Genomic DNA, 19,664 nt, shown 5'->3' with positions numbered 1-19,664 from the left:
CCAGCTTGATTCATGCGCGCCACCGCCTTGGTCGTGGCCGCGGTACAGCATAGCGACAAACACCATGCCACAGCTGCCTTCTGCCCCGTCCTCTTCTGCCCAGCGTGCATCCCGTGCGCGGCGAACGTGGTGGCTGCCCGCCGGGGTGATGGCATTGGTCGCGGCGATCGTCTCGGCCTGCAAGTCGGGGCCCGAGGCGCCCTCCGCCCAGGACTCGCGCCTACCGGGCAGCGACGCGCGCGTCACCGGTCCGGTGCCGGCCGCCCAGGGCTCGGCACGCGCGTCGTCCGCGGCCACCCCGCGCGCCTACCGGCAGGATGCCGCCAGCCACATTTATGGCCTGAATGCAGCGCGCATCTACAAGGGCAAGCTGCCGCCGCTGCTGCATGCCATTGGCGTGCTGGAGGTGGACATCGACCGCGCGGGCCGCGTGACTTCGCTGCGCTGGATGCGTGCGCCCCGCCATGCGCCCGACGTGGTGGCCGAGATCGAACGCACAGTGCGCGCGGCAGCGCCCTTCCCCGTGCCCACGCGCATGGCGCGCGTGACCTACACCGACACCTGGCTGTGGGACAAGTCCGGGAATTTTCAGCTCGACACGCTGACCGAGGGCCAGCTCTAAGACGCCGCCGCACAGGCTTCCGCGATGGCGCACGCCCTGGTTTGCAAGGTGCGAAGCGCAGCAATAGCCGTAGCGATTGCGAGCACCTGCACCGCCGCAGCCCGCCCAAAGCAGGCATACGCGACTCGCAAGAATTGGCTCCGCGTTGCCCTGCGCCGCGCGGCACACGGCGCGGGCTTGCAGCATCAGGACCCGCGGTAGGTGGAGTAGCTCCAGGGGCTGACCAGCAGCGGCACGTGGTAATGCTGGTCGGCGTGGGCGATGCCGAAGTCCAGGCTCACGCGGTCCAGGAATGAGGGCTCGGGCAGCATCACGCCCTTCGCCTTGAAATACGCCCCCACATCAAACGTCAGCCGGTAGGTGCCGGTGCGCAGGCTGGCGTTGTCGAACAGCGGCGCATCGGTGCGCCCATCGGGGTTGAGTACCAGGCGCTTGACCAGCGTGGCCTGGTCACCCTGCGTGGCATACAGCGCCACCACCATGCCCGCCGCGGGGCAACCGTGCATGGTGTCAAGAACGTGGGTGCTGAGGCCCATGGTGAAGTCTCCTGCAATGGCAAGCCGCGGCCCGCCGATGGTGATGAGGAATGCGCTGGCGAATGGGCAGGCGATTGATACGCTCCCCTCCCTACGATCAAAGTGTATACAACTTCTGTACGCGATAAACGCCACGTCCTGTGGTGCGCCATCCAGGACAGTTCCCGCGCGGATCGCCTGATGGGGAACAGCCGGCAGGCCGCGCGCACTCAGACAGGGCGCGCCCGCGCCAGCAGATCAAAAAAGTGAGCTTCCAGCGCTTTATTGAAGCCGCATTCGGATGCATTCGTATCTGAAATCCAGCAACAGCAGGCGTGGCAAGCTACAAAACAAGTAGCGCGCGAAAGTCGTTCACATTGGTGTGCGTGGGCCCGGTGACGACCAGATCGCCCAGCCGCTCGAAGTAGCCGTAGGCGTCGTTGCGGTCCAGATGGTCGCCGATGCGTGCGCCCTGCGCCGCCGCGCGCGCCAGCGTGTCGGGTGCCACGCGTGCGCCGGCGTTGTCTTCCACGCCGTCGATGCCGTCGGTATCGGCCGCCAGCGCCCACACCCCTTCCTGGCCCTGCAGTGCCTGCGCCAGGCCCATGCAGAACTCGCCCGCGCGGCCGCCGCGCCCCTTCGGCGCGCCCGGGGCGCGCGGGCGCACGGTGACCGTGGTCTCGCCGCCCGAAAGGATCACGCACGGCCGCGCAAACGGCTGGCCGTGGCGCGCCACCGCACGCGCCAGCGCGGCGTGCACCTTGCCCACCTCGCGGGACTCGCCCTCCATCTCGTCGGACAGGATGTACGCCGCCACCCCCGCCGCGCGCGCCGCATCCGCCGCTGCCTGCAGCGACTGCTGGGGTGTCGCGATCATGTGCACCGCATGGCCGGCAAAGCGGACATCGCCGGGCTTGGGGGTTTCCAGCGCACCGGCCTGCAGCGCTGCGTGCACGGCGGCGGGAATGTCGATGCGGTAGCGCGCCAGGATGTCCAGCGCGTCAGCGCAGGTGCTGGCGTCGGGGACCGTGGGGCCGCTGGCGATCACGGAGGGGTCGTCCCCCGGCACATCGCTGATGGTCAGCGTGACGACGCGCGCCGGCGCGCAGGCTGCCGCCAGGCGACCGCCCTTGATGCGCGAGAGGTGCTTGCGCACGCAGTTCATCTCGCCGATGGCCGCGCCGCTTTCCAGCAGTGCGCGGTTGATGCGTTGCTTCTCCTCCAGCGTGATGCCTTCGGCCGGCAGCGTGAGCAGCGCCGAGCCACCGCCCGAGATGAGACACAGCACCAGGTCGTCTTCGGTCAGCCCGCGGGTCAGCGCCAGGATGCGCTCAGCCGCGGCCAGGCCCGCCGCGTCGGGCACGGGGTGTGCGGCCTCGACGACTTCCAGGCGCTGCGCCAGCCCCTCGGGCCGCGGCGGTATGTGGCCGTAGCGCGTGACCACCAGCCCCGACAGCGGTGCATCCTGCGGCCACAGCGCCTCCAGCGCCTGCGCCATGGAGGCCCCCGCCTTGCCCGCGCCCAGTACCACGGTGCGCCCCTTGGGTGGCGGCGGCAGATGCTGCGCCATGCTGTGCAAGGGCTGGGCGCGCTGCACCGCCACGCGGTAGAGGTGCAGCAGGAAGGCCTGAGGGTCGCGCAAGGGGTCTGGGGCTGTCATGGTCATGGGTCGTTGTCTCCGCCGCGCATTATCCAAAGCACGCGGCCAGCACAAGCCCTACCGTCAATCCAGCGAAACCTTGGCTTCCTTGACCAGTTGCGCAAAGCGCGCCGTATCGTCCTTGATCACCGGCGTGACGGTGTCGAACGACATGCTGATCTGCCTGCGCGAGCACCTGACAGTCCACAGAAACTGTATACAAAAATTGTCTTTCACGACTATGATGGCCGCATGGAAACCTCCACCACCGGCTTCATCGTCGAAAGCCTCACGCGCGCCATCGTCGAGCACCGCCTGCTGCCCGGCACCAAGCTGGCCGAGCAGAAGCTCGCCGACCATTTCGGCGTGTCGCGCACGCTGGTGCGCCAGGCGCTGTTCCAGCTGTCGCAGAACCGCCTGATCCGCCTGGAGCCCGCGCGCGGCGCCTTCGTGGCCGCGCCTTCGGTCCAGGAAGCGCGCCAGGTGTTCGCCGTGCGCCGCATGCTGGAGGCCGAGATGGTGCGTGCCTTCCTGGCGCAGAGCACGCCCGCGAAAATCCGCGCGCTGAAGGCCCATGTGGCGGCCGAGAAGAAGGCCATGGAGGGCAACGACGTGGGCCAGCGCACCGAGCTGCTGGGCGACTTCCACGTGCGCATGGCCGAGCTCATGGGCAACGACGTGCTGGCCCAGTTGCTGGGCGAGCTGATCTCGCGCTGCGCCCTCATCACGCTGATGTACCAGTCCACCACCGCCGCCGAGCATTCGCACGAGGAGCACGCCGCCATCGTCGCGGCACTGGCCGCGGGCGACGCGGCGCAGGCCGTGCAGCTGATGCAGCAGCACCTGGACAACGTGGAGGCGGGCCTGACCTTCGACCGCGACCTGCCGACCAACGACCTTTCGATGGCCCTTTCCTCCGTATCGCCATGACCTACGACACGACGGCGCCCTACCCCCGCGACCTGATCGGCTACGGCCGCACGCCCCCGCACCCGCACTGGCCGGGCAACGCCCGCGTGGCCGTGCAGTTCGTGCTGAACTACGAGGAGGGCGGCGAGAACTGCGTGCTCCACGGCGACCCCGCCAGCGAGCAGTTCCTTTCCGAGATGTTCAACCCGGCCGCCTACCCCGAACGCCACATGAGCATGGAAGGCATCTACGAATACGGCGCGCGCGCCGGCGTGTGGCGCATCCTGCGCGAGTTCGAAAGGCGCGGCCTGCCGCTCACCGTGTTTGGCGTGGCCACGGCACTGCAGCGCCACCGCGAGGTGGCCCAGGCCTTCGCCGAGCTGGGGCACGAGGTGGCCTGCCACGGCCTGAAGTGGATCCACTACCAGAACGTGCCCGAGGCCGTGGAGCGCGCACACATGGCGCAGTGCCTGGAGATCTTCAACACGCTCTACGGCCACGGCGGCGACCACGGCCTGGGCTGGTACACCGGGCGCGACAGCCCCCGCACCCACCGCCTGGTAGCCGACGACGGGCGCTTTGCCTACGACAGCGACTACTACGGCGACGACCTGCCGTTCTGGATGAAGGTGGCCAAGAGCGACGGCAGCGCGCACCACCAGCTCGTCGTGCCCTATACGCTGGACGTGAACGACATGCGCTTTGCGCTGCCGCAGGGCTACTCGCACGCCGACCCGTTCTTCCAGTACATGAAGGACACGTTCGATGCGCTCTACGCCGAGGGCGACCCGGCCGGCGACAACGCGCCGAAGATGATGAGCATCGGCATGCACTGCCGCCTGCTCGGCCGTCCCGGCCGCATCACGGCGCTGCAGCGCTTCCTGGACCACATCCAGCACCACGACCAGGTCTGGGTGTGCCGCCGCATCGACCTCGCGCGCCACTGGGCGCAGCGCTTTCCCGTACCCGCCATTTAAGCCAAATCGGGCTGCAACGCTTATCCAATAAGCGCGAACAGCTCTTTTTTTGATAGCTATAGGAGCCACGATGGCCTGGACCCTGGAACAACTCAACGCCGCCTCCCCCCCCGAGGCCCTGCAGATGCTCGACGGCCTGTACGAGCATTCGCCCTGGATCGCCGAGGCGGCGCTGCAGTTGCGCCCCTTCCGCTCGCTGGCGCAGCTCAAGTACGCCATGGTGCAGGTACTGAACAGCGCCGGCATGGAAAGGCAGTTGGAGCTGATCCGCGCCCACCCCGAGCTGGCGGGCAAGGCCATGGTGGCGCAGGCGCTGACGACCGAGTCCACGAACGAGCAAAGCCAGGCGGGCCTGACCCACTGCACGCCCGAGGAGTTCGCGCGCATCCAGCAACTGAATGCCGACTACAACGCCCGCTTCGGCTTTCCCTTCATCCTGGCGGTGCGCGGGCCGCGCGGCACGGGACTGTCGAGGCAGGAGATCATCGCCACGTTCGCACGTCGCCTGTCCAACCACCCCGACTTCGAGCGCGCCGAGGCACTGCGCAACATCCACCGCATTGCCGAGATCCGCCTGAACGACAAGTTCGGCGCCGAGCCGGTGCTGGGCAACGACGTCTGGGACTGGCACGAGCGCCTGGCCCAGCACAGCGACCCGGGCTATGCCGAGAAAGGCCAGCTCACCGTCACCTACCTCACCGATGCGCACCGCGCCTGCGCCCAGCGCATCAGCCATTGGATGCGCGACTGCGGCTTTGACGAGGTCGAGATCGACGCCGTGGGCAACGTGGTCGGCCGCTACAAGCCAGCCACACCCGACGGCAAGTATTTGATGACCGGCAGCCACTACGACACCGTGCGCAACGGCGGCAAGTACGACGGGCGTCTGGGCATCTTCGTGCCCATGGCCTGCGTGCGCGAGCTGCACCGCCAGGCCAGGCGCCTGCCGTTCGGCATCGAGGTGGTGGCGTTTGCCGAAGAGGAAGGCCAGCGCTACAAGGCCACCTTCCTGGGCTCGGGCGCGCTCATCGGCGACTTCCGCAACGAATGGCTGGACCAGAAGGACGCCGACGGCATCACCATGCGCGAGGCCATGCAACACGCCGGTCTGTGCATTGGCGACATCCCCAAGCTGCGGCGCGATGCCGCCCGCTACCTGGGCTTCATCGAGGTGCACATCGAGCAGGGCCCGGTGCTCAACGAACTGGATATCCCGCTGGGCGTGGTCACGTCCATCAACGGCGGCGTGCGCTACGTCTGCGAGATGCTGGGCATGGCCAGCCACGCGGGCACCACGCCCATGGACCGCCGCCGCGACGCCGCCCTGGGCGTGGCCGAGCTGGCGCTGTACATGGAGCAGCGCGCCGCGCGCGATGGCGACAGCGTGGCCACCATCGGCATGCTGCAGGTGCCAGGCGGCTCCATCAACGTGGTGCCGGGCAAGTGCAGTTTCAGCATGGACATGCGCGCGCCCACCGATGCGCAGCGCGATGCCATGGTGGCCGACGTGCTGGCCCAGCTGGAGGAAATCGCCCAACGCCGCGGCCTGCAGTACAAGGCCGAGCTGGCCATGAAGGTCGCCGCAGCCCCTAGCGCCCCGGCCTGGCAGCACCGCTGGGAGAAGGCCGTCGACGCCCTGGGCGTCCCCGTCTACCGCATGCCCAGCGGCGCCGGCCATGACGCCATGAAACTGCACGAAATCATGCCGCAGGCCATGCTGTTCGTGCGCGGCCTGCACGGCGGCATCAGCCACAACCCGCTGGAATCCAGCACCGCCGACGACATCCAGTTGGCGGTGGATGCCTTCAGCCATGTGCTGCAGCAGTTGGCCGCCGAATAACCCCTCCATGGAACGCTCCGCCATGAACCAAGACCGCCAAGCCACCTACGCCGCACTGGATGCGTGGATCGACCAGCACTTCGACGAGCAGGTGCGCTTTCTGCAAGCACTGGTGCAGGTGCCCACCGACACGCCGCCCGGCAACAATGCACCGCATGCCGAGCGCACCGCGGAACTGATCCAGGCCTTCGGCTTCGAGGCCGAGAAGCACGCCGTTCCCGCGCAGGAGGTCAAGGATTACGGCATGGAGTCCATCACCAACCTGATCGTGCGCCGGCCCTATGGGCCCGCGGGTTCGGGCCGCACCATCGCCCTCAACGCCCACGGCGACGTGGTGCCGCCGGGCGAAGGCTGGACCAGGGACCCGTACGGCGCCCAGATCGAAGACGGCGCCATGTATGGCCGCGCCACCGCGGTGAGCAAGAGCGACTTCTCCACCTTCACCTTCGCCGTGCGCGCGCTGGAGGCGGTGGCCAAGCCCACGCAGGGCGCGATCGAGCTGCACTTCACCTACGACGAGGAGTTCGGCGGCCTGCTCGGCCCCGGCTGGCTGCTGGCGCAGGGACTGACCCGGCCCGACCTGATGATCGCCGCGGGCTTCAGCTACGAGGTGGTCACCGCGCACAACGGCTGCCTGCAGATGGAGGTCACCGTGCACGGCAAGATGGCCCATGCCGCGGTGCCGCACACGGGCGTGGACGCACTGCAGGGCGCGGTGGCCATCATGAACGCGCTGTATGCCGAGAATGTGCAGTACCGGCAGGTGACGTCCAACGTTCCGGGCATCCAGCACCCGTACCTGAACATCGGCCGCATCGAGGGTGGCACCAACACCAACGTGGTGCCCGGCAAGGTGGTGCTGAAGCTCGACCGCCGCATGATCCCGGAGGAGAACCCCGCCGAGGTCGAGGCGCGCATCCGCGCCGTGATCACCCAGGCGGTGGAAGGCTTCAATACCGAGCGCGGCTACGGGAGCGCAGACGCCCTACGCGTGGACATTAAACGCCTGCTGCTGGCCAACGCCATGACGCCGCTGCCCGGCAATCAGCCGCTGGTGGAGGCCATCCAGCAACACGGCGAGGCAGTCTTTGGCGAGAAGCCTCCCGCCGTGGGCACGCCGCTGTACACCGATGTGCGCCTTTATGTGGAGCGCGGCATCCCCGGCGTGATTTACGGCGCGGGCCCGCGCACGGTGCTTGAATCGCACGCCAAACGCGCCGACGAGCGCGTGGTGCTGCAAGACCTGCGCCGCGCCACCAAGGTCATAGCGCGCAGCCTGGCAGACCTGATGGCCTGACGCACAGCCGCACCAATGCTCCAGCCCGGCCCATGCCGGGCTTTTTTACGCCCTGCGCCGATCCCATCGCGCCGACTGGTGGCGAGCAACCGCCGGGCGTAGCTGCGCCGTTGGTAGCCGACACCGCCGCTTGGCAAGCAGCAAGGGCAAACCCCTAGCAATTCGACCTTGATCGGGGTCGCCTTACGACAGGCAATTCCGCATACTTTGTATACAGTTTTTGTATGGATTGCTGTGCGCAATGGCAGCCCTGTCCGGCACGGCAGAAGCCCCTTGAACAGCAAGCCAGGATTCCAAGGAACACCCATGTCCACAAACGTTCATCCGGTTGACGAAAAGCTGCCCTGGGGCCGCGCGGCCACGCTGGGTCTGCAACATGTGCTGGTGATGTACGCAGGCGCGGTGGCCGTGCCGCTCATCGTGGGGCGCGCGCTCAACCTGCCGCCCGAGCAGGTAGCGCACCTGATCTCTGCCGACCTCTTCGTCTGCGGGCTGGTCACGCTGATCCAGGCCTGGGGGGCCACGCAGTGGTTCGGCATCAAGCTGCCGGTGATGATGGGCGTGACCTTCGCGGCCGTGGCGCCCATGGTGTCCATGGCGCAAGCCACGGGCGGTCAGGCGGGCGCGGGGCTGATCTTTGGCGCGGTGATCGGGGCGGGCGTGGTCTCGATGCTCATCGCACCGGTCATCAGCGGCCTGCTGCGGTTCTTTCCGCCGGTGGTCACGGGCACCATCATCGCGGTGATCGGCATCAGCCTGATGCGCGTGGGCATCAACTGGATCTTCGGCAACCCCGTGGGGCCCACGGCCCCGGCCGTTCCCAACCCGGAGCACCTCAAGTGGCTGGCCGAGGCCCAGGCCGCCGCCGGCGCGCCCGGCTCCTCGCTGCCGCCAGTGCCCAAGGGCTTCGCCGTGGTGCCCACGCTGCCCAACCCGCGCTATGCCGACCTGACAGGCGTGGGCATCTCGGGCGTCGTGCTGCTCACCATCTTGCTGGTAGCGCGCTTTGGCAAGGGCTTCTGGGCCAACATCTCGGTGCTGCTGGGCATCATCGTGGGCGGGGTGGTCACTGCGTCCATGGGGCTGATGGACTTTCACAAGGTGGCCCAGGCCCAGTGGTTCGATATGGTGCTGCCATTCGAGATCGCGCTGCCGGTGTTCGACCCCATCCTGATCCTGACCATGACGCTGGTGATGATCGTCGTGATGATCGAGTCCACCGGCATGTTCCTGGCCCTGGGCGAGATGACGGGGCGCGAGATCTCGCGCGACGACCTCACGCGCGGCCTGCGCACCGACGGCCTGGGCACGCTGATCGGCGGCCTCTTCAACACCTTCCCCTACACCAGCTTCTCGCAGAACGTGGGGCTGGTGGCCGTCACCGGCGTCAAGAGCCGCTGGGTGTGCGTGGCGGGCGGCATGATCCTGATCGTGCTGGGCGTGCTGCCCAAGATGGCGGCGCTGATCGAGTCGCTGCCCACCGTGGTGCTGGGCGGCGCGGGGCTGGTGATGTTCGGCATGGTGGCGGCCACGGGCATCCGCATCCTGTCGAACGTGGACTTTCAGAAGAACCGCAACAACGCGATGATCGTGGCGGTGTCCATCGGGGTGGGCATGATCCCGCTGATCGCACCCAACTTCCGCCAGTGGATGCCCCATGCCATCCATCCGCTGATCGAATCCGGTATTCTGCTGGCCTCGATCACTGCCGTGGTCCTGAACATCTTCTTCAATGGAGCCAGCCGCGACACCTCTGCGGCCGTGCTCGCCGCCCGGCAGGCCGACGCCCACTGAACGTCGCCCTGCCCCGCGCCTTCCACCCGAAGGATCGCGCCCCGCGTGCCGTATGGCGTACGGGGGCGCGGAAGGTTTGTTGACGTCCACGCAGGCTGCCGTGCAGGCCCTCCGTCAGCATGCAGTAAGCTTGTCCGGCCCGTGTTGGCCTGTTTTTTCGTGCACCGCACCATTCGTATTTCGTATGACCCAGCCCCTGTCTGCCGCTGAAGCGGCACTGCGCGAAGCCGCGCTCGAATACCACCGCAACATGACGCGCGGCAAGATCGCCGTCACGCCCACCAAGCCCCTGTCCAACCAGCGCGACCTGTCGCTGGCCTACTCGCCTGGCGTGGCCTATCCCTGCCTGGACATCCAGGCCGACCCGACCAAGGCGTTCGACTACACCTCGCGCGGCAACCTGGTCGGTGTGATCACCAACGGCACGGCCGTGCTCGGCCTGGGCGACATCGGCCCGCTGGCCGGCAAGCCGGTGATGGAGGGCAAGGGGTGCCTGTTCAAGAAGTTCGCCGGCGTGGACGTGTTCGACATCGAACTGGACGCACGCGACCCCGACAAGATCATCGAGATCGTGGCAGCGCTCGAGCCCACCTTGGGCGGCATCAACCTCGAAGACATCAAGGCGCCCGAGTGCTTCTACATCGAGCGCGAGCTGTCCAAGCGCATGAACATTCCGGTGTTCCATGACGATCAGCATGGCACGGCCATCATCTCCAGCGCCGCGCTGCTCAATGGCCTGGAACTGGTGGGCAAGCAGATCGACCAGGTCAAGGTCGCCGTCTCGGGCGCGGGTGCCGCCGCCATTGCCTGCGTGGGCGTGATGGTGGGCCTGGGCGTGAAGGTGGAAAACATCTTCATGTGCGACTCCAAGGGCGTGATCTACGAAGGTCGCCCCGGCGGCTTCGATGAATCCAAGGCACGCTACGCACAGAAGACCGATGCACGCACGCTGGCCGACGCAGTCAACGGCGCCGACGTATTCCTGGGCTGCTCGGCCCCCGGCGTGCTCACGGCCGAGATGGTCAAGACCATGGCGGACAAGCCCATCATCCTGGCGCTGGCCAACCCCGAGCCCGAGATCCGCCCCGAACTGGCCAAGGCCGTGCGCCCGGACTGCATCATCGCCACCGGCCGCTCGGACTACCCCAACCAGGTCAACAACGTCCTGTGCTTCCCCTACATCTTCCGCGGCGCGCTGGACTGCGGCGCTACCAAGATCACCGAGGCCATGAAGCTCGCCTGCGTGCGCCAGATCGCCGCGCTGGCCAAGGAGAACATCAGCGAGGAAGTGGCTGCCGCCTATGCAGGCCAGGAGCTGACCTTCGGCCCCGACTACCTGATCCCCACGCCGTTCGATTCGCGCCTGATCCTCAAGATCGCCCCCGCCGTGGCGCAGGCAGCGCTGGAGTCGGGCGTGGCCAGCCGTCCCATCGAGGACATGGAGGCGTACAAGGAGAGCCTGTCGCGCTTCGTGTACCAGACCGGCATCCTGATGCGCCCGGTGATCAACGCCGCCAAGACGCTGCCCGACGCGCAAAAACGCGTGGCCTATGCCGACGGCGAGGACGAGCGTGCGCTGCGCGCCGCGCAGTTTGCGATCGACGACCGTATCGCCCACCCGATCCTCATCGGACGCCCGGCGGTGATCGCCGCACGCATCGCCAAGGCCGGCCTGCGCATGCAGCCGGGCAAGGACGTGGAGATCTGCGACCCCTCGGACGACCCGCGGTTCCGCCAGTACTGGGAGGCCTACCACCAGCTCATGAAGCGTGACGGCGCCACGCCCGAGGTGGCCAAGGCAGCCGTGCGCCGCTCCAACACCATCATCGCCGCGCTGATGGTGAAGCTGGGCGATGCCGACGCAATGATCTGCGGCCTGGTGGGCACCTACGAGACGCACCTGGAACGCATCCACAGCATCCTGGGCCATGCACCCGGCGTGCAGCAATACGCGGCGCTGAACGCGCTGATGACGACCAACAACGGCACGCTGTTCATCGCCGACACCTACGTCAACGAAGACCCCACGGCAGAGCAGCTGGCCGACATCGCCTGGTCCTCGGTGCAGGAAGTGCAGCGCTTTGGCATTCCGCCGAAGGTGGCGTTCCTGTCGCACTCCAGCTTCGGCTCGTCCAAGCGCGCCTCGGCACGCAAGATGCGCGCAGCGCGCGACCTGTTCGTGGCCCGCCATCCCGAGATCGAATGCGATGGCGAGCTGCATGGAGACGCCGCGCTGGAGCCCAAGATCCGCAACAACTACCTGCCGGACTCCACGCTCACCGGCTCGGCCAACCTGCTGATCTGCCCGAACATCGACTCGGCCAACATCCTCTACAACGTGCTCAAGACCACGACCAGCGGCGGTGTCACCGTCGGTCCGATCCTCATGGGTACCTCGGCCACGGCGTACATCCTCACGCCCGCAGCCACCGTACGCCGGGTGTTGAACATGACCGCACTGGCCGTCGCCAGCAGCGCCGCGCGCCGCAAGTAAGCGCAGCGCACAGCAGGGCCGCGCACCAGGCCATGGTGCGCGGCCCTTATTTTTTGACAAATCATTTGAATTCAAATGATTTGTTAGAATAACAAAATGACTGCTGCCTCACCATCCGATGCCACCCGCCCCGCCAACCCCAAGCGCCTGCTGGGCGTGCGGCTCGTGGGCCTGGGCCGGCGTTGGCGCAAGACGCTGGACGCACAACTGGCCGCCGAAGGCCTGAGCGACGCCGTCTGGACGCCGTTGGTGCACCTGCACCGCCTGGGCGACGGCATCTCGCAGACCGAGCTGGCAGCCGCCGTGGGGCTGGACGGCTCCAGCCTGGTACGGCTGCTGGACGCATTGGCTGCCCAGGGACTGGTCGAGCGCCAGGCGCACGCGAGCGACCGCCGCATCAAGCTCGTGCGCCTCACTGCCGCTGGCAAGCGCACGGCCAACGGCATCCGCAAGCGCCTTGCCGCCATCGAGGATGAGTTGCTGGCCGATCTGGACGAGGCCACCGCCCGCACCCTGCTGCAGGCCTTCGAGCAGATCGAAGCGCGCATTGCCAGCGCCCAGCACGAGGACTGATGCGATGGCGTTGCCAACCGGCCCTCTTCTTCCCAGCTCCCACGGCCACGCTCTGCGCCAGGCGTTGGCATCCGCGCGGCTGCGGGAGAGCCTGTCGCTGCAGCGCCCTGCCTCGTTGCGCAACGCCACGATCGCCGGTGTGCAGGTGGCGTTGGCGGTGATCCTGGTTGCCGGGCTGCTGCATGTCTCGCCCTGGGCACAGGTGGCGGGCTTCGGCGGCCTGGGCGCTCTGGCGGCACTGTTCGGGCGCTTCGCGCCGCTGGCCCGCCGCCTCGGCGTCGTCCTCACGGCCGGGGCACTGCTGGTCATGCCCGTGGCGCTGCTGTCGCTGCTGGCCTGGTCGGGGCTGGGACCGGTAGCCATGCTGCTGGCCCTGTCGGGCATGGCAGGGCTGCTGGCATCGCTGGCCCACCGCATGCAGATGGGCGCGCCGGGAGCGGTGATTTTCATCTTCGCAGCCAGCGCCGCGATCAGTCCAGTTGACAGCGCGCTGGCACTGGCCGGGCGCACCGGTGCCACCGCCCTGGGCGTGGCCGCCGCCTGGCTGTTGTGCCTGCTGACCGACCGCCTGCGCGACCTGGAAGTAGCACCGCCTGCCGCAACACCCGTCCAGGCAACGGCGGGGGCACGTGCCCCAAAGCCCCTCACGCCGGGTTACGCACCCGTGCAGTCGGCACGCGTGGCGCTGTGCGCCGCGCTGGCCGCCCTGCTGGCACACGCCGCAGGCTGGGCGCACCCGGCCTGGGCGTCGATTGGCGCGGTGGCCGTGCTGCAAGGTGCGCACCTGCCGGGCACGGTGCACCGCGGCTGGCAGCGCACGCTGGGCACTGTGGTGGGCGCCGGCATCGCCTGGGCGATCCTCTCGTCCGAGCCATCGTTCTGGACGCTGCTGCTGGCCGTGGCCGTGCTGCAGGTGCTGACCGAGGCGGTGATCGGGTTCAACTACGCACTGGGCCAGATTTTCGTGACGCCGATGGCTCTGCTGATGACGAACATGGCGCACCATGGCGAAGCCACGGAAATGGCACTGTCACGCATCTTCGATACCACCCTGGGCGCGGCGGTAGGGATTGTGTTGGCGCTGGTGCTGTCGTCGCTGGACGAGAGGGTGTACCTTGCGCGCCACCATGGCCGCGCGCAGTGACTTAAGGCAAAAAAGGCCCCTAGCGCCCGTCCAACAAGCGCCAGCAGCTTCTTTTTTGATAGCAAAACAACAGATCAGCGAGCCCGTGTCCGCCGCTCGCTGGCCAGCGCCGCTGTGAACACAGCCAGGCCGCCCAGGCCCAGCAGCGCCCCCACCCAGCCGGTGGAAGTCCAGCCGCCGCCCGCTGCGATGGCCACACCGCCCAGCCAGGCCCCCAGCGCATTCGCAGCGTTGAAGGCCGAATGGTTGAGCGCGGCCGCCAGGGTCTGCGCATCGCCCGCCACGTCCATCAGACGGATCTGCAGCGCGGGACCGATGGCCACCACCGTACCCAGCAGGAAGACGGACAGCGCCGCCGTCAGCGGGTGGTGCGCCGCCGCGACGAACACCACCATCACCGCCACCGACCACCACAGCAGCTTGCCCACGGTGGGCATCAGTGCGCGGTCCGCCATGCGCGAGCCCACCAGGTTGCCCGCCACCATGCCCAGGCCAAACAGCGACAGCGTGAACGGCACCAGCGCCGCCGGCATGCCGGCCACTTCCAGCAGCGTGGGCTTGATGTAGCTGAACACCGCGAACATGCCGCCGAAGCCGATAGCGCCGATGCCCAGCGTGAACCACACCTGGCCCCGCGCCAGCGCGCCCAGTTCGCGCCAGGGGCTGGCGCCCTGCGGCGCGGGCATGTCGGGCACCCAGCGCCGCACCATGAATACCGCCGCCAGCGCGACGGCCCCCACAAACACGAAGGCCGCGCGCCAGCCCAGCAGACTGCCCAGCGCCGCCGCGATGGGCACGCCCACCAGCGTCGCGCTGGTCAGCCCCAGCATCACCCAGCCCACGGCCCGGGCGCGCTGGCCCGGCCGTGACAGTGCCGCGGCCACCAGCGCCGCGACGCCGAAGTAGGTGCCGTGCGGCAGGCCGCTGACCAGCCGCAGCAGCCCCAGCGACGCATAACCTGGCGCCAGCGCCGACGCAAAGTTGCCCAGGGCGTAGACCGCCATCAGCGCCATGAGCAGCGCCCGCCGGCCCCAGTGCGCCGCCAGCACGGCCAGTACCGGCGCGCCCACCACCACGCCCAGCGCGTAGGCGCTGATCACGTGCCCGGCCTGCGGAATGCTCACGCCCAGGTCGAGCGCCACCTCGGGCAGCAGACCCATGATGACGAATTCGCCGGTGCCGATGGCAAAGCCTCCCACGCCCATGGCCAGCACGGCGCGCACCAGCGTGCGCTCGTCCGCGGGGCTGGCGGCATCGGCACCGGCGGGGGGTGTGGCGGTGCTGGAAGTGGGCGTGGCAGAAACAGTCATGGAAAGATCGAAAACCAGGGTTAACCCCCCAGGGCGCGCGACCATAGCACGCATGGCCCTTCCCCGCCGGCGCACGGGCTTGGGGCGGCTGCACGTACGCGATACAGCTGCTACGCTGCGGCGCAATGCCATCACAGGGCCGACCATGAACGCTGATTCCGCTTTTCAGGAGATCGCCCGCACCGTGCAGGTGCTGGCCTTTGACACCTTTGGCACGGTGGTGGACTGGCACGGCAGCATCGTGCGCGAAATGCAGCAGCACCACCCCCGCGTGGACGCCGACGCCTTCGCCCGGGCCTGGCGCGCGGGCTACCAGCCAGCGATGGCGCGGGTGATGAGCGGCGCGCAGGGCTGGACGCTGATCGACGCCCTGCACCGCCAGATCCTCGACGAAATCCTGCCGCGCTTTGGCCTGGCGCACCTGGGCGAGGAAGAGCGCGTGCACCTGAACCGCGTGTGGCACCGGCTCTCCCCGTGGCCCGACTGCGTGGCGGGGCTGACGCGGCTCAAGCGCCGCTACACCATCACCACGCTGTCCAACGGCAACATCGGGTTGCTCACCCACATGGCCAAACGCGCCGGCCTGCCCTGGGACTGCATCCTGAGCGCCGAGGTCTTTCACGCCTACAAGCCCGATCCCGCCACCTACCTGGGCGTGGCCCGCGTGTTCGACCTGCCACCGCAGCAGGTGATGCTGGTGGCCGCCCACCACGACGATCTGGCGGGCGCGCGCGCCTGCGGCCTGCGCACGGCTTATATCGAGCGGCCGCTGGAGTTCGGTGCGGGCCACGCCAAGGATGTCTCGCCACGCCCAGGCAACGACCTGCACGCGCGCGATTTGCTGGACTTGGCGGACCAGTTGGGGGCGTAAAGGCTGTTTTGCGTGCGCAATGAAAAAAGGGCTGGCACCTGACGGCACCAGCCCTTGAGGCAGGAGGACGGACCTGGACAGCCGGGCCCGTGTTTTTGCCGGCTTACTGCTTGACGGCTTCGATCTGCGCCACGATGCGCACGTTCTTGGGGAAGCCGTACTGCACGCCGTAGTCCACGCCGAAGGCCGTGCGGTCGATCGTTGTCTCGAAGTCGCCGCCGCACACTTCACGCTTGAGCATCGGGCTGTCGTAGCAGGCGAACTGGTTGGCCTTCAGGGTGACGGGCTGCGTCTTGCCCTTGATGGTCAGGTTGCCCGACACGGCCGTGAGCTTGTCGCCCTCGAAGGTGAACTTGTCGCCCACGAACTTGGCGGTGGGGAATTTGGCGGCGTCAAAGATGTCCGCGCTCTGCAGGTGCTTGTCGAACGGCGCGGTACCGGTATTGACGGAGTCGATGTGCAGCGTCAGCTCCACCTTGCCGGTCTTGCCGGCCTTGTCGAACTGCACGGTGCCTTCCTTCTTGTCGAAGCGGCCGCGGTTCACGCTGGCGCCGAAGTGGCTGATCTCGAACGTGGCGAAAGTGTGCGTGGGGTCCACGGCGTACGTGGCGGGCTGGGCGTGCACGGCACCCGCGGTCAGGGCAGCGGCGGCAGCAATGGTCAGGAAGGTGGAACGCATGTCGGTTTCTCCGTAGTAGAGGTTGGTGATTAAAAAGGGGGAAGCGTTAAAGCTTGGGCACGCCGGTCAGGGCCAGCTTGAACTTGACCTGCACCTCGTCGGCCACCATGGACGTATCGGCCCATTCGTTCTCGCCGATCTTGAACGCCAGGCGCTTGATGGCGAAGCTGCCCGCCGCGGTGGTGATGGCGCCGCTTTGGGTCAGGGTGACGGGCACCACGACGTCCTGCGCCGCGCCCTTGATGCTGAGCTTGCCGGCCACTTCGTATTTGCCCGCGCCCACGGCCTTGATGGCGCTGGACTGGAACGTGGCCTGCGGGAACTTGGGCACGTTGAACCACACGGGCTTGGGCAGCTCGGCATCGGTTTCCTTCACGCCCAGCGTGGCACTGCCGGTATCCACGGTGAACGCCACCTTGCTGGTGGCGGGCTTGGCGGGGTCGAACGCGACCTGGGCATCAAACTTCTTGAAGCGGCCCTCGACGGGCACGCCCATCTGCTTGCTCACGAAGACGATCTCGCTCTGCTCGGGCACGAGCTTTTGCTGCGCGAAGGCGCTGCCTGCGGCCAGCAGCGCGGCGCCGGCCAGTGCCATGCCAGCAAGACGGGGAAGGGACGACTGCATCATGGTGAATGCTCCATTCATGGATCAGGACAGGAAGAGAAACGGGCTCAGCCACGCGCCGGCAGCATGCGGCCTACCAGGCCGTCACGGTCGATGAGCTGGTGCTTGACGGCTGCCGCCACGTGCAACACGACCAGGGCGGTCAAGGCGTAGGCGCTGATGGCATGCAGGGGCTTGATGGCCTCCGCCAGTGCAGGACTGACCGGCACAAAGTCAGGCAGCGGCACCACGCCGAGGAAAACGATGGGAAAGCCCGCGGCCGAGCTGTAGGCCCAACCCACCAGCGGCACGATGAGGAACAGCGCATACATCAGGTAATGCACGCCATGATGCGCGGCCTGCTGCCAGCGCGGCATGGCTGCCAGCACCGCCGCAGGCAAGGCGGGCGGACGGTGGGTCAGGCGCCACAGCAGCCGCAGCACCGACAGCGCAAGGATGGCCACGCCCGCCCACTTGTGCCAGTTGTAGAGCTTCAGTCGCTGGGGCGAAAACGGCAGCCCCGTCATGTACCAGCCGACACAAATCACGGCCACGATGGACAGGCCCAGGATCCAGTGCAAGGCGATGGCGGTGGCGCCGTAGCGCGCGGGGCGTGGTGCGGAAGCGGTGGTCATACGGAATGGTGGCGGTAGAGGAACAGCGCGCGGCGATTGTGCGGATGGGACCCGCAGCAGAGACGTCGCTCTGTTGAAGTGACGCAGTCTAGAGTGCGCTCCGTGCGGTAAGTTTCAACCGTATTGATGTTTCGATTCAAAATTTATGAACGACAGCGGTTAACCACGTTGGACAGGGGCCCTCGCGCACCCGCGTGCGCAGCAGGGCATGTCATGATTCGCGCATTGGCCTTCGCCACCTTTGCGTTCGCCGTCGCCGCACTTTCACCGCATCCCCATGACTCCTCCCTCCACTTCCGTCGTCTACGGCACCGAAGACGTGCTGGTCTCGCTGTGCAACTCCGTGACCCGTGTGCTGTCGGTCGCCACCCAGGGCCCCGTGCACTACTCAGGCATGGTGCAGCGCATCACCAAGACCTGCCTGAAGCCCGACATCGGCTGCTTCGTGCTGTTCGACGGCGGCTTCTCGGGGCTGGTGATCATCAATTTCTCGGCCGCCGCAGCCATGGAGATCTACGAGCGCTACATGCTCAGCATGGGGATGTCGGCGCAGGAACTGGCCAGTTCTTTCACCTCTGACGAAGTCAGCAACGTCATGGGCGAACTGATGAACCAGGTGGTGGGTGACTTCACCGGCAAGGTGCGCCGCGAACTGCAGACCCACATCACGCAGAACCAGCCCAAGATGCTGGTGCTGAACCAACAGGTGGTGCTGAGCGTGGACGCCAACCTCGACCAGCCCGAGGCCCGCCGCGTGACCTTCTACACGGGCAGCAACAACATCTTCTATCTGGAACTGGCGATCGACCGCACACAGTTCATCAAGCTCTACGACTTCGAACCCCAGGACGCGCCCGACCCCGACGCACTCATGGCGCAGGCGGCAGCACCCGCGCCAGCGGTAGCCCCTGCCAGCGCAACGGATGCCGACACCGAGGCGCTGCTCCGGTCACTCGGCATGTAGCATCATTTTGCTATTGAAAATATAGCTGTTAGCGCTTATCCGTAAAGCGCTAGCAGCTATTTTTACTCATAGTCCGCCCGCGTCCTACGACAAAGGAGGCCTGGTGCCGACGGCGCGCCCGCACACGCCTTCTAGGCTGGAAGCCATTTCCACAGCGGAGTGCCACCATGCCCCAACGCACCTGGAGCGCCAAACGCGAGCGCCAATACGAGCACATCAAGGACAGCCTGCTGGAGCGCGGCGAAAAGCGGGACACCGCCGAAGAAATCGCCGCACGCACCGTGAACAAGGAACGTGCCCAGCACGGCGAGGCCAAGCAGGCCGATCCCCACACACTGCAGGACACGCCTGCCCCGGTACGCGGAGGCCAGCGGTCGCACCAGGGCCCGCAAGGCCGCACGCGCGAGCAACTCTACGAGGACGCCCGCCGACGCGGCATCCCCGGGCGTTCCAAGATGAACAAAGCCCAACTGGCGGCTGCGCTAAAGCGCTGACTACGAGCCCCTACAGGGCCACACCACAAGCACCGCGCCGCCCCGCCACCCGCTTACAATAGGCGGCTTCGCGGAGACTTGGGTGAGTGGTTTAAACCAGCAGTCTTGAAAACTGCCGACGGGCAACCGTCCGTGAGTTCGAATCTCACAGTCTCCGCCACCGCCAGAAAAATCAGCGCCTCGCGAGGGCGCTTTTTTTTATGTCCATTCGGGGGCGGATGAAGCGGGTTTTCCAGGTTCACATACCAACCCGTGATGGGACAACTGCCTGTAGCCCTGCATTCACAACATGGTGCGCAATGA

General features: G+C 67.3%; 18 protein-coding genes and 1 tRNA gene. 13 read left to right on the top strand and 6 right to left on the bottom strand.

Annotated elements, in window-relative coordinates:
- Positions 1-148 precede the first annotated feature (148 nt).
- Positions 149-622: a hypothetical protein gene (locus AC1PPL_RS13985; RefSeq protein ID WP_015912752.1), complete on the top strand. Its 474-nt coding sequence runs from the start codon at positions 149-151 to the stop codon at positions 620-622.
- A gap of 185 nt (positions 623-807) precedes the next feature.
- On the opposite strand, the gene uraH is transcribed toward AC1PPL_RS13985, so the two are convergent.
- Both uraH and AC1PPL_RS13975 read right to left on the bottom strand, forming a co-directional pair.
- Positions 808-1,158 carry a hydroxyisourate hydrolase gene (gene uraH / locus AC1PPL_RS13980; protein WP_011804556.1) on the bottom strand — a complete coding sequence of 117 codons (351 nt, stop codon included), beginning with the start codon at positions 1,156-1,158 and terminating at the stop codon, positions 808-810.
- Between the two features lie 322 nt (positions 1,159-1,480).
- The gene (locus tag AC1PPL_RS13975; protein WP_479973541.1) at positions 1,481-2,803 is read right to left on the bottom strand and encodes a glycerate kinase type-2 family protein; all 1,323 of its coding nucleotides are present in this window, start codon (positions 2,801-2,803) and stop codon (positions 1,481-1,483) included.
- 225 nt (positions 2,804-3,028) lie between these two features.
- On the opposite strand from AC1PPL_RS13975, the gene AC1PPL_RS13970 reads away from it, so the two are divergent.
- From AC1PPL_RS13970 to AC1PPL_RS13935, 8 genes are all read left to right on the top strand, one after another.
- Complete coding sequence (locus tag AC1PPL_RS13970; protein ID WP_011804551.1) at positions 3,029-3,706, top strand: GntR family transcriptional regulator; 678 nt, start codon at positions 3,029-3,031, stop codon at positions 3,704-3,706.
- Positions 3,703-4,662, top strand: coding sequence for an allantoinase PuuE (gene puuE / locus AC1PPL_RS13965; RefSeq protein WP_479973540.1), 960 nt, complete (start codon positions 3,703-3,705; stop codon positions 4,660-4,662). Before AC1PPL_RS13970 ends, puuE begins: the two co-directional genes overlap by 4 nt.
- 70 nt (positions 4,663-4,732) lie before the next feature.
- A complete protein-coding gene (gene uraD / locus AC1PPL_RS13960) occupies positions 4,733-6,502 on the top strand; it encodes a 2-oxo-4-hydroxy-4-carboxy-5-ureidoimidazoline decarboxylase (RefSeq protein WP_479973539.1) in 1,770 nt (589 codons plus the stop codon).
- Between the two features lie 7 nt (positions 6,503-6,509).
- On the top strand, positions 6,510-7,799 hold the full coding sequence (locus tag AC1PPL_RS13955) for a M20 family metallopeptidase (RefSeq protein ID WP_479973538.1): 1,290 nt from the start codon (positions 6,510-6,512) through the stop codon (positions 7,797-7,799).
- A gap of 306 nt (positions 7,800-8,105) precedes the next feature.
- Entirely contained in the window at positions 8,106-9,593 is a 1,488-nt protein-coding gene (locus AC1PPL_RS13950; protein WP_015912744.1) for a nucleobase:cation symporter-2 family protein, read from the top strand.
- A 184-nt stretch (positions 9,594-9,777) separates the two neighbouring features.
- The gene (locus tag AC1PPL_RS13945; RefSeq protein WP_011804545.1) at positions 9,778-12,087 is read left to right on the top strand and encodes an NADP-dependent malic enzyme; all 2,310 of its coding nucleotides are present in this window, start codon (positions 9,778-9,780) and stop codon (positions 12,085-12,087) included.
- A 96-nt stretch (positions 12,088-12,183) separates the two neighbouring features.
- Positions 12,184-12,660 carry a MarR family winged helix-turn-helix transcriptional regulator gene (locus AC1PPL_RS13940; protein ID WP_196995115.1) on the top strand — a complete coding sequence of 159 codons (477 nt, stop codon included), beginning with the start codon at positions 12,184-12,186 and terminating at the stop codon, positions 12,658-12,660.
- A gap of 4 nt (positions 12,661-12,664) precedes the next feature.
- Entirely contained in the window at positions 12,665-13,804 is a 1,140-nt protein-coding gene (locus AC1PPL_RS13935) for an FUSC family protein (RefSeq protein ID WP_479973537.1), read from the top strand.
- 74 nt (positions 13,805-13,878) lie between these two features.
- Here the strand turns inward: AC1PPL_RS13935 and AC1PPL_RS13930 are convergent, their stop codons facing one another.
- On the bottom strand, positions 13,879-15,114 hold the full coding sequence (locus AC1PPL_RS13930; RefSeq protein ID WP_479973536.1) for an MFS transporter: 1,236 nt from the start codon (positions 15,112-15,114) through the stop codon (positions 13,879-13,881).
- Between the two features lie 145 nt (positions 15,115-15,259).
- Here AC1PPL_RS13930 and AC1PPL_RS13925 point away from each other — a divergent pair, with 145 nt between their 5' ends.
- On the top strand, positions 15,260-15,985 hold the full coding sequence (locus AC1PPL_RS13925) for a haloacid dehalogenase type II (RefSeq protein WP_479973535.1): 726 nt from the start codon (positions 15,260-15,262) through the stop codon (positions 15,983-15,985).
- A gap of 103 nt (positions 15,986-16,088) precedes the next feature.
- Here the strand turns inward: AC1PPL_RS13925 and AC1PPL_RS13920 are convergent, their stop codons facing one another.
- The 3 genes from AC1PPL_RS13920 to AC1PPL_RS13910 are packed head-to-tail and all read right to left on the bottom strand — an operon-like array spanning position 16,089 to position 17,903.
- Positions 16,089-16,664 (bottom strand): YceI family protein, encoded by a 576-nt coding sequence (locus AC1PPL_RS13920; protein ID WP_088887402.1) that lies wholly within the window; start codon positions 16,662-16,664, stop codon positions 16,089-16,091.
- Positions 16,665-16,710: 46 nt separating this feature from the next.
- Positions 16,711-17,289, bottom strand: a complete 579-nt coding sequence (locus AC1PPL_RS13915) for a YceI family protein (protein WP_287965303.1) — start codon at positions 17,287-17,289, stop codon at positions 16,711-16,713.
- A 47-nt stretch (positions 17,290-17,336) separates the two neighbouring features.
- Positions 17,337-17,903 (bottom strand): cytochrome b, encoded by a 567-nt coding sequence (locus tag AC1PPL_RS13910; protein ID WP_088887404.1) that lies wholly within the window; start codon positions 17,901-17,903, stop codon positions 17,337-17,339.
- Positions 17,904-18,180: 277 nt separating this feature from the next.
- Between AC1PPL_RS13910 and AC1PPL_RS13905 the strand changes: the two genes are divergently transcribed.
- From AC1PPL_RS13905 to AC1PPL_RS13895, 3 genes are all read left to right on the top strand, one after another.
- Entirely contained in the window at positions 18,181-18,867 is a 687-nt protein-coding gene (locus tag AC1PPL_RS13905; RefSeq protein ID WP_479973534.1) for a DUF3334 family protein, read from the top strand.
- Positions 18,868-19,034: 167 nt separating this feature from the next.
- Positions 19,035-19,361: a hypothetical protein gene (locus tag AC1PPL_RS13900; protein ID WP_015912735.1), complete on the top strand. Its 327-nt coding sequence runs from the start codon at positions 19,035-19,037 to the stop codon at positions 19,359-19,361.
- Positions 19,362-19,433: 72 nt separating this feature from the next.
- Positions 19,434-19,521, top strand: a tRNA-Ser gene (locus AC1PPL_RS13895).
- Positions 19,522-19,664: the final 143 nt, after the last annotated feature.

It is taken from the genome of Diaphorobacter sp. B2A2W2 (assembly GCF_056730635.1).
The sequence above is the reverse complement of the archived record's forward strand: the minus strand, read 5'-3'. Positions and strand labels throughout refer to the sequence as shown.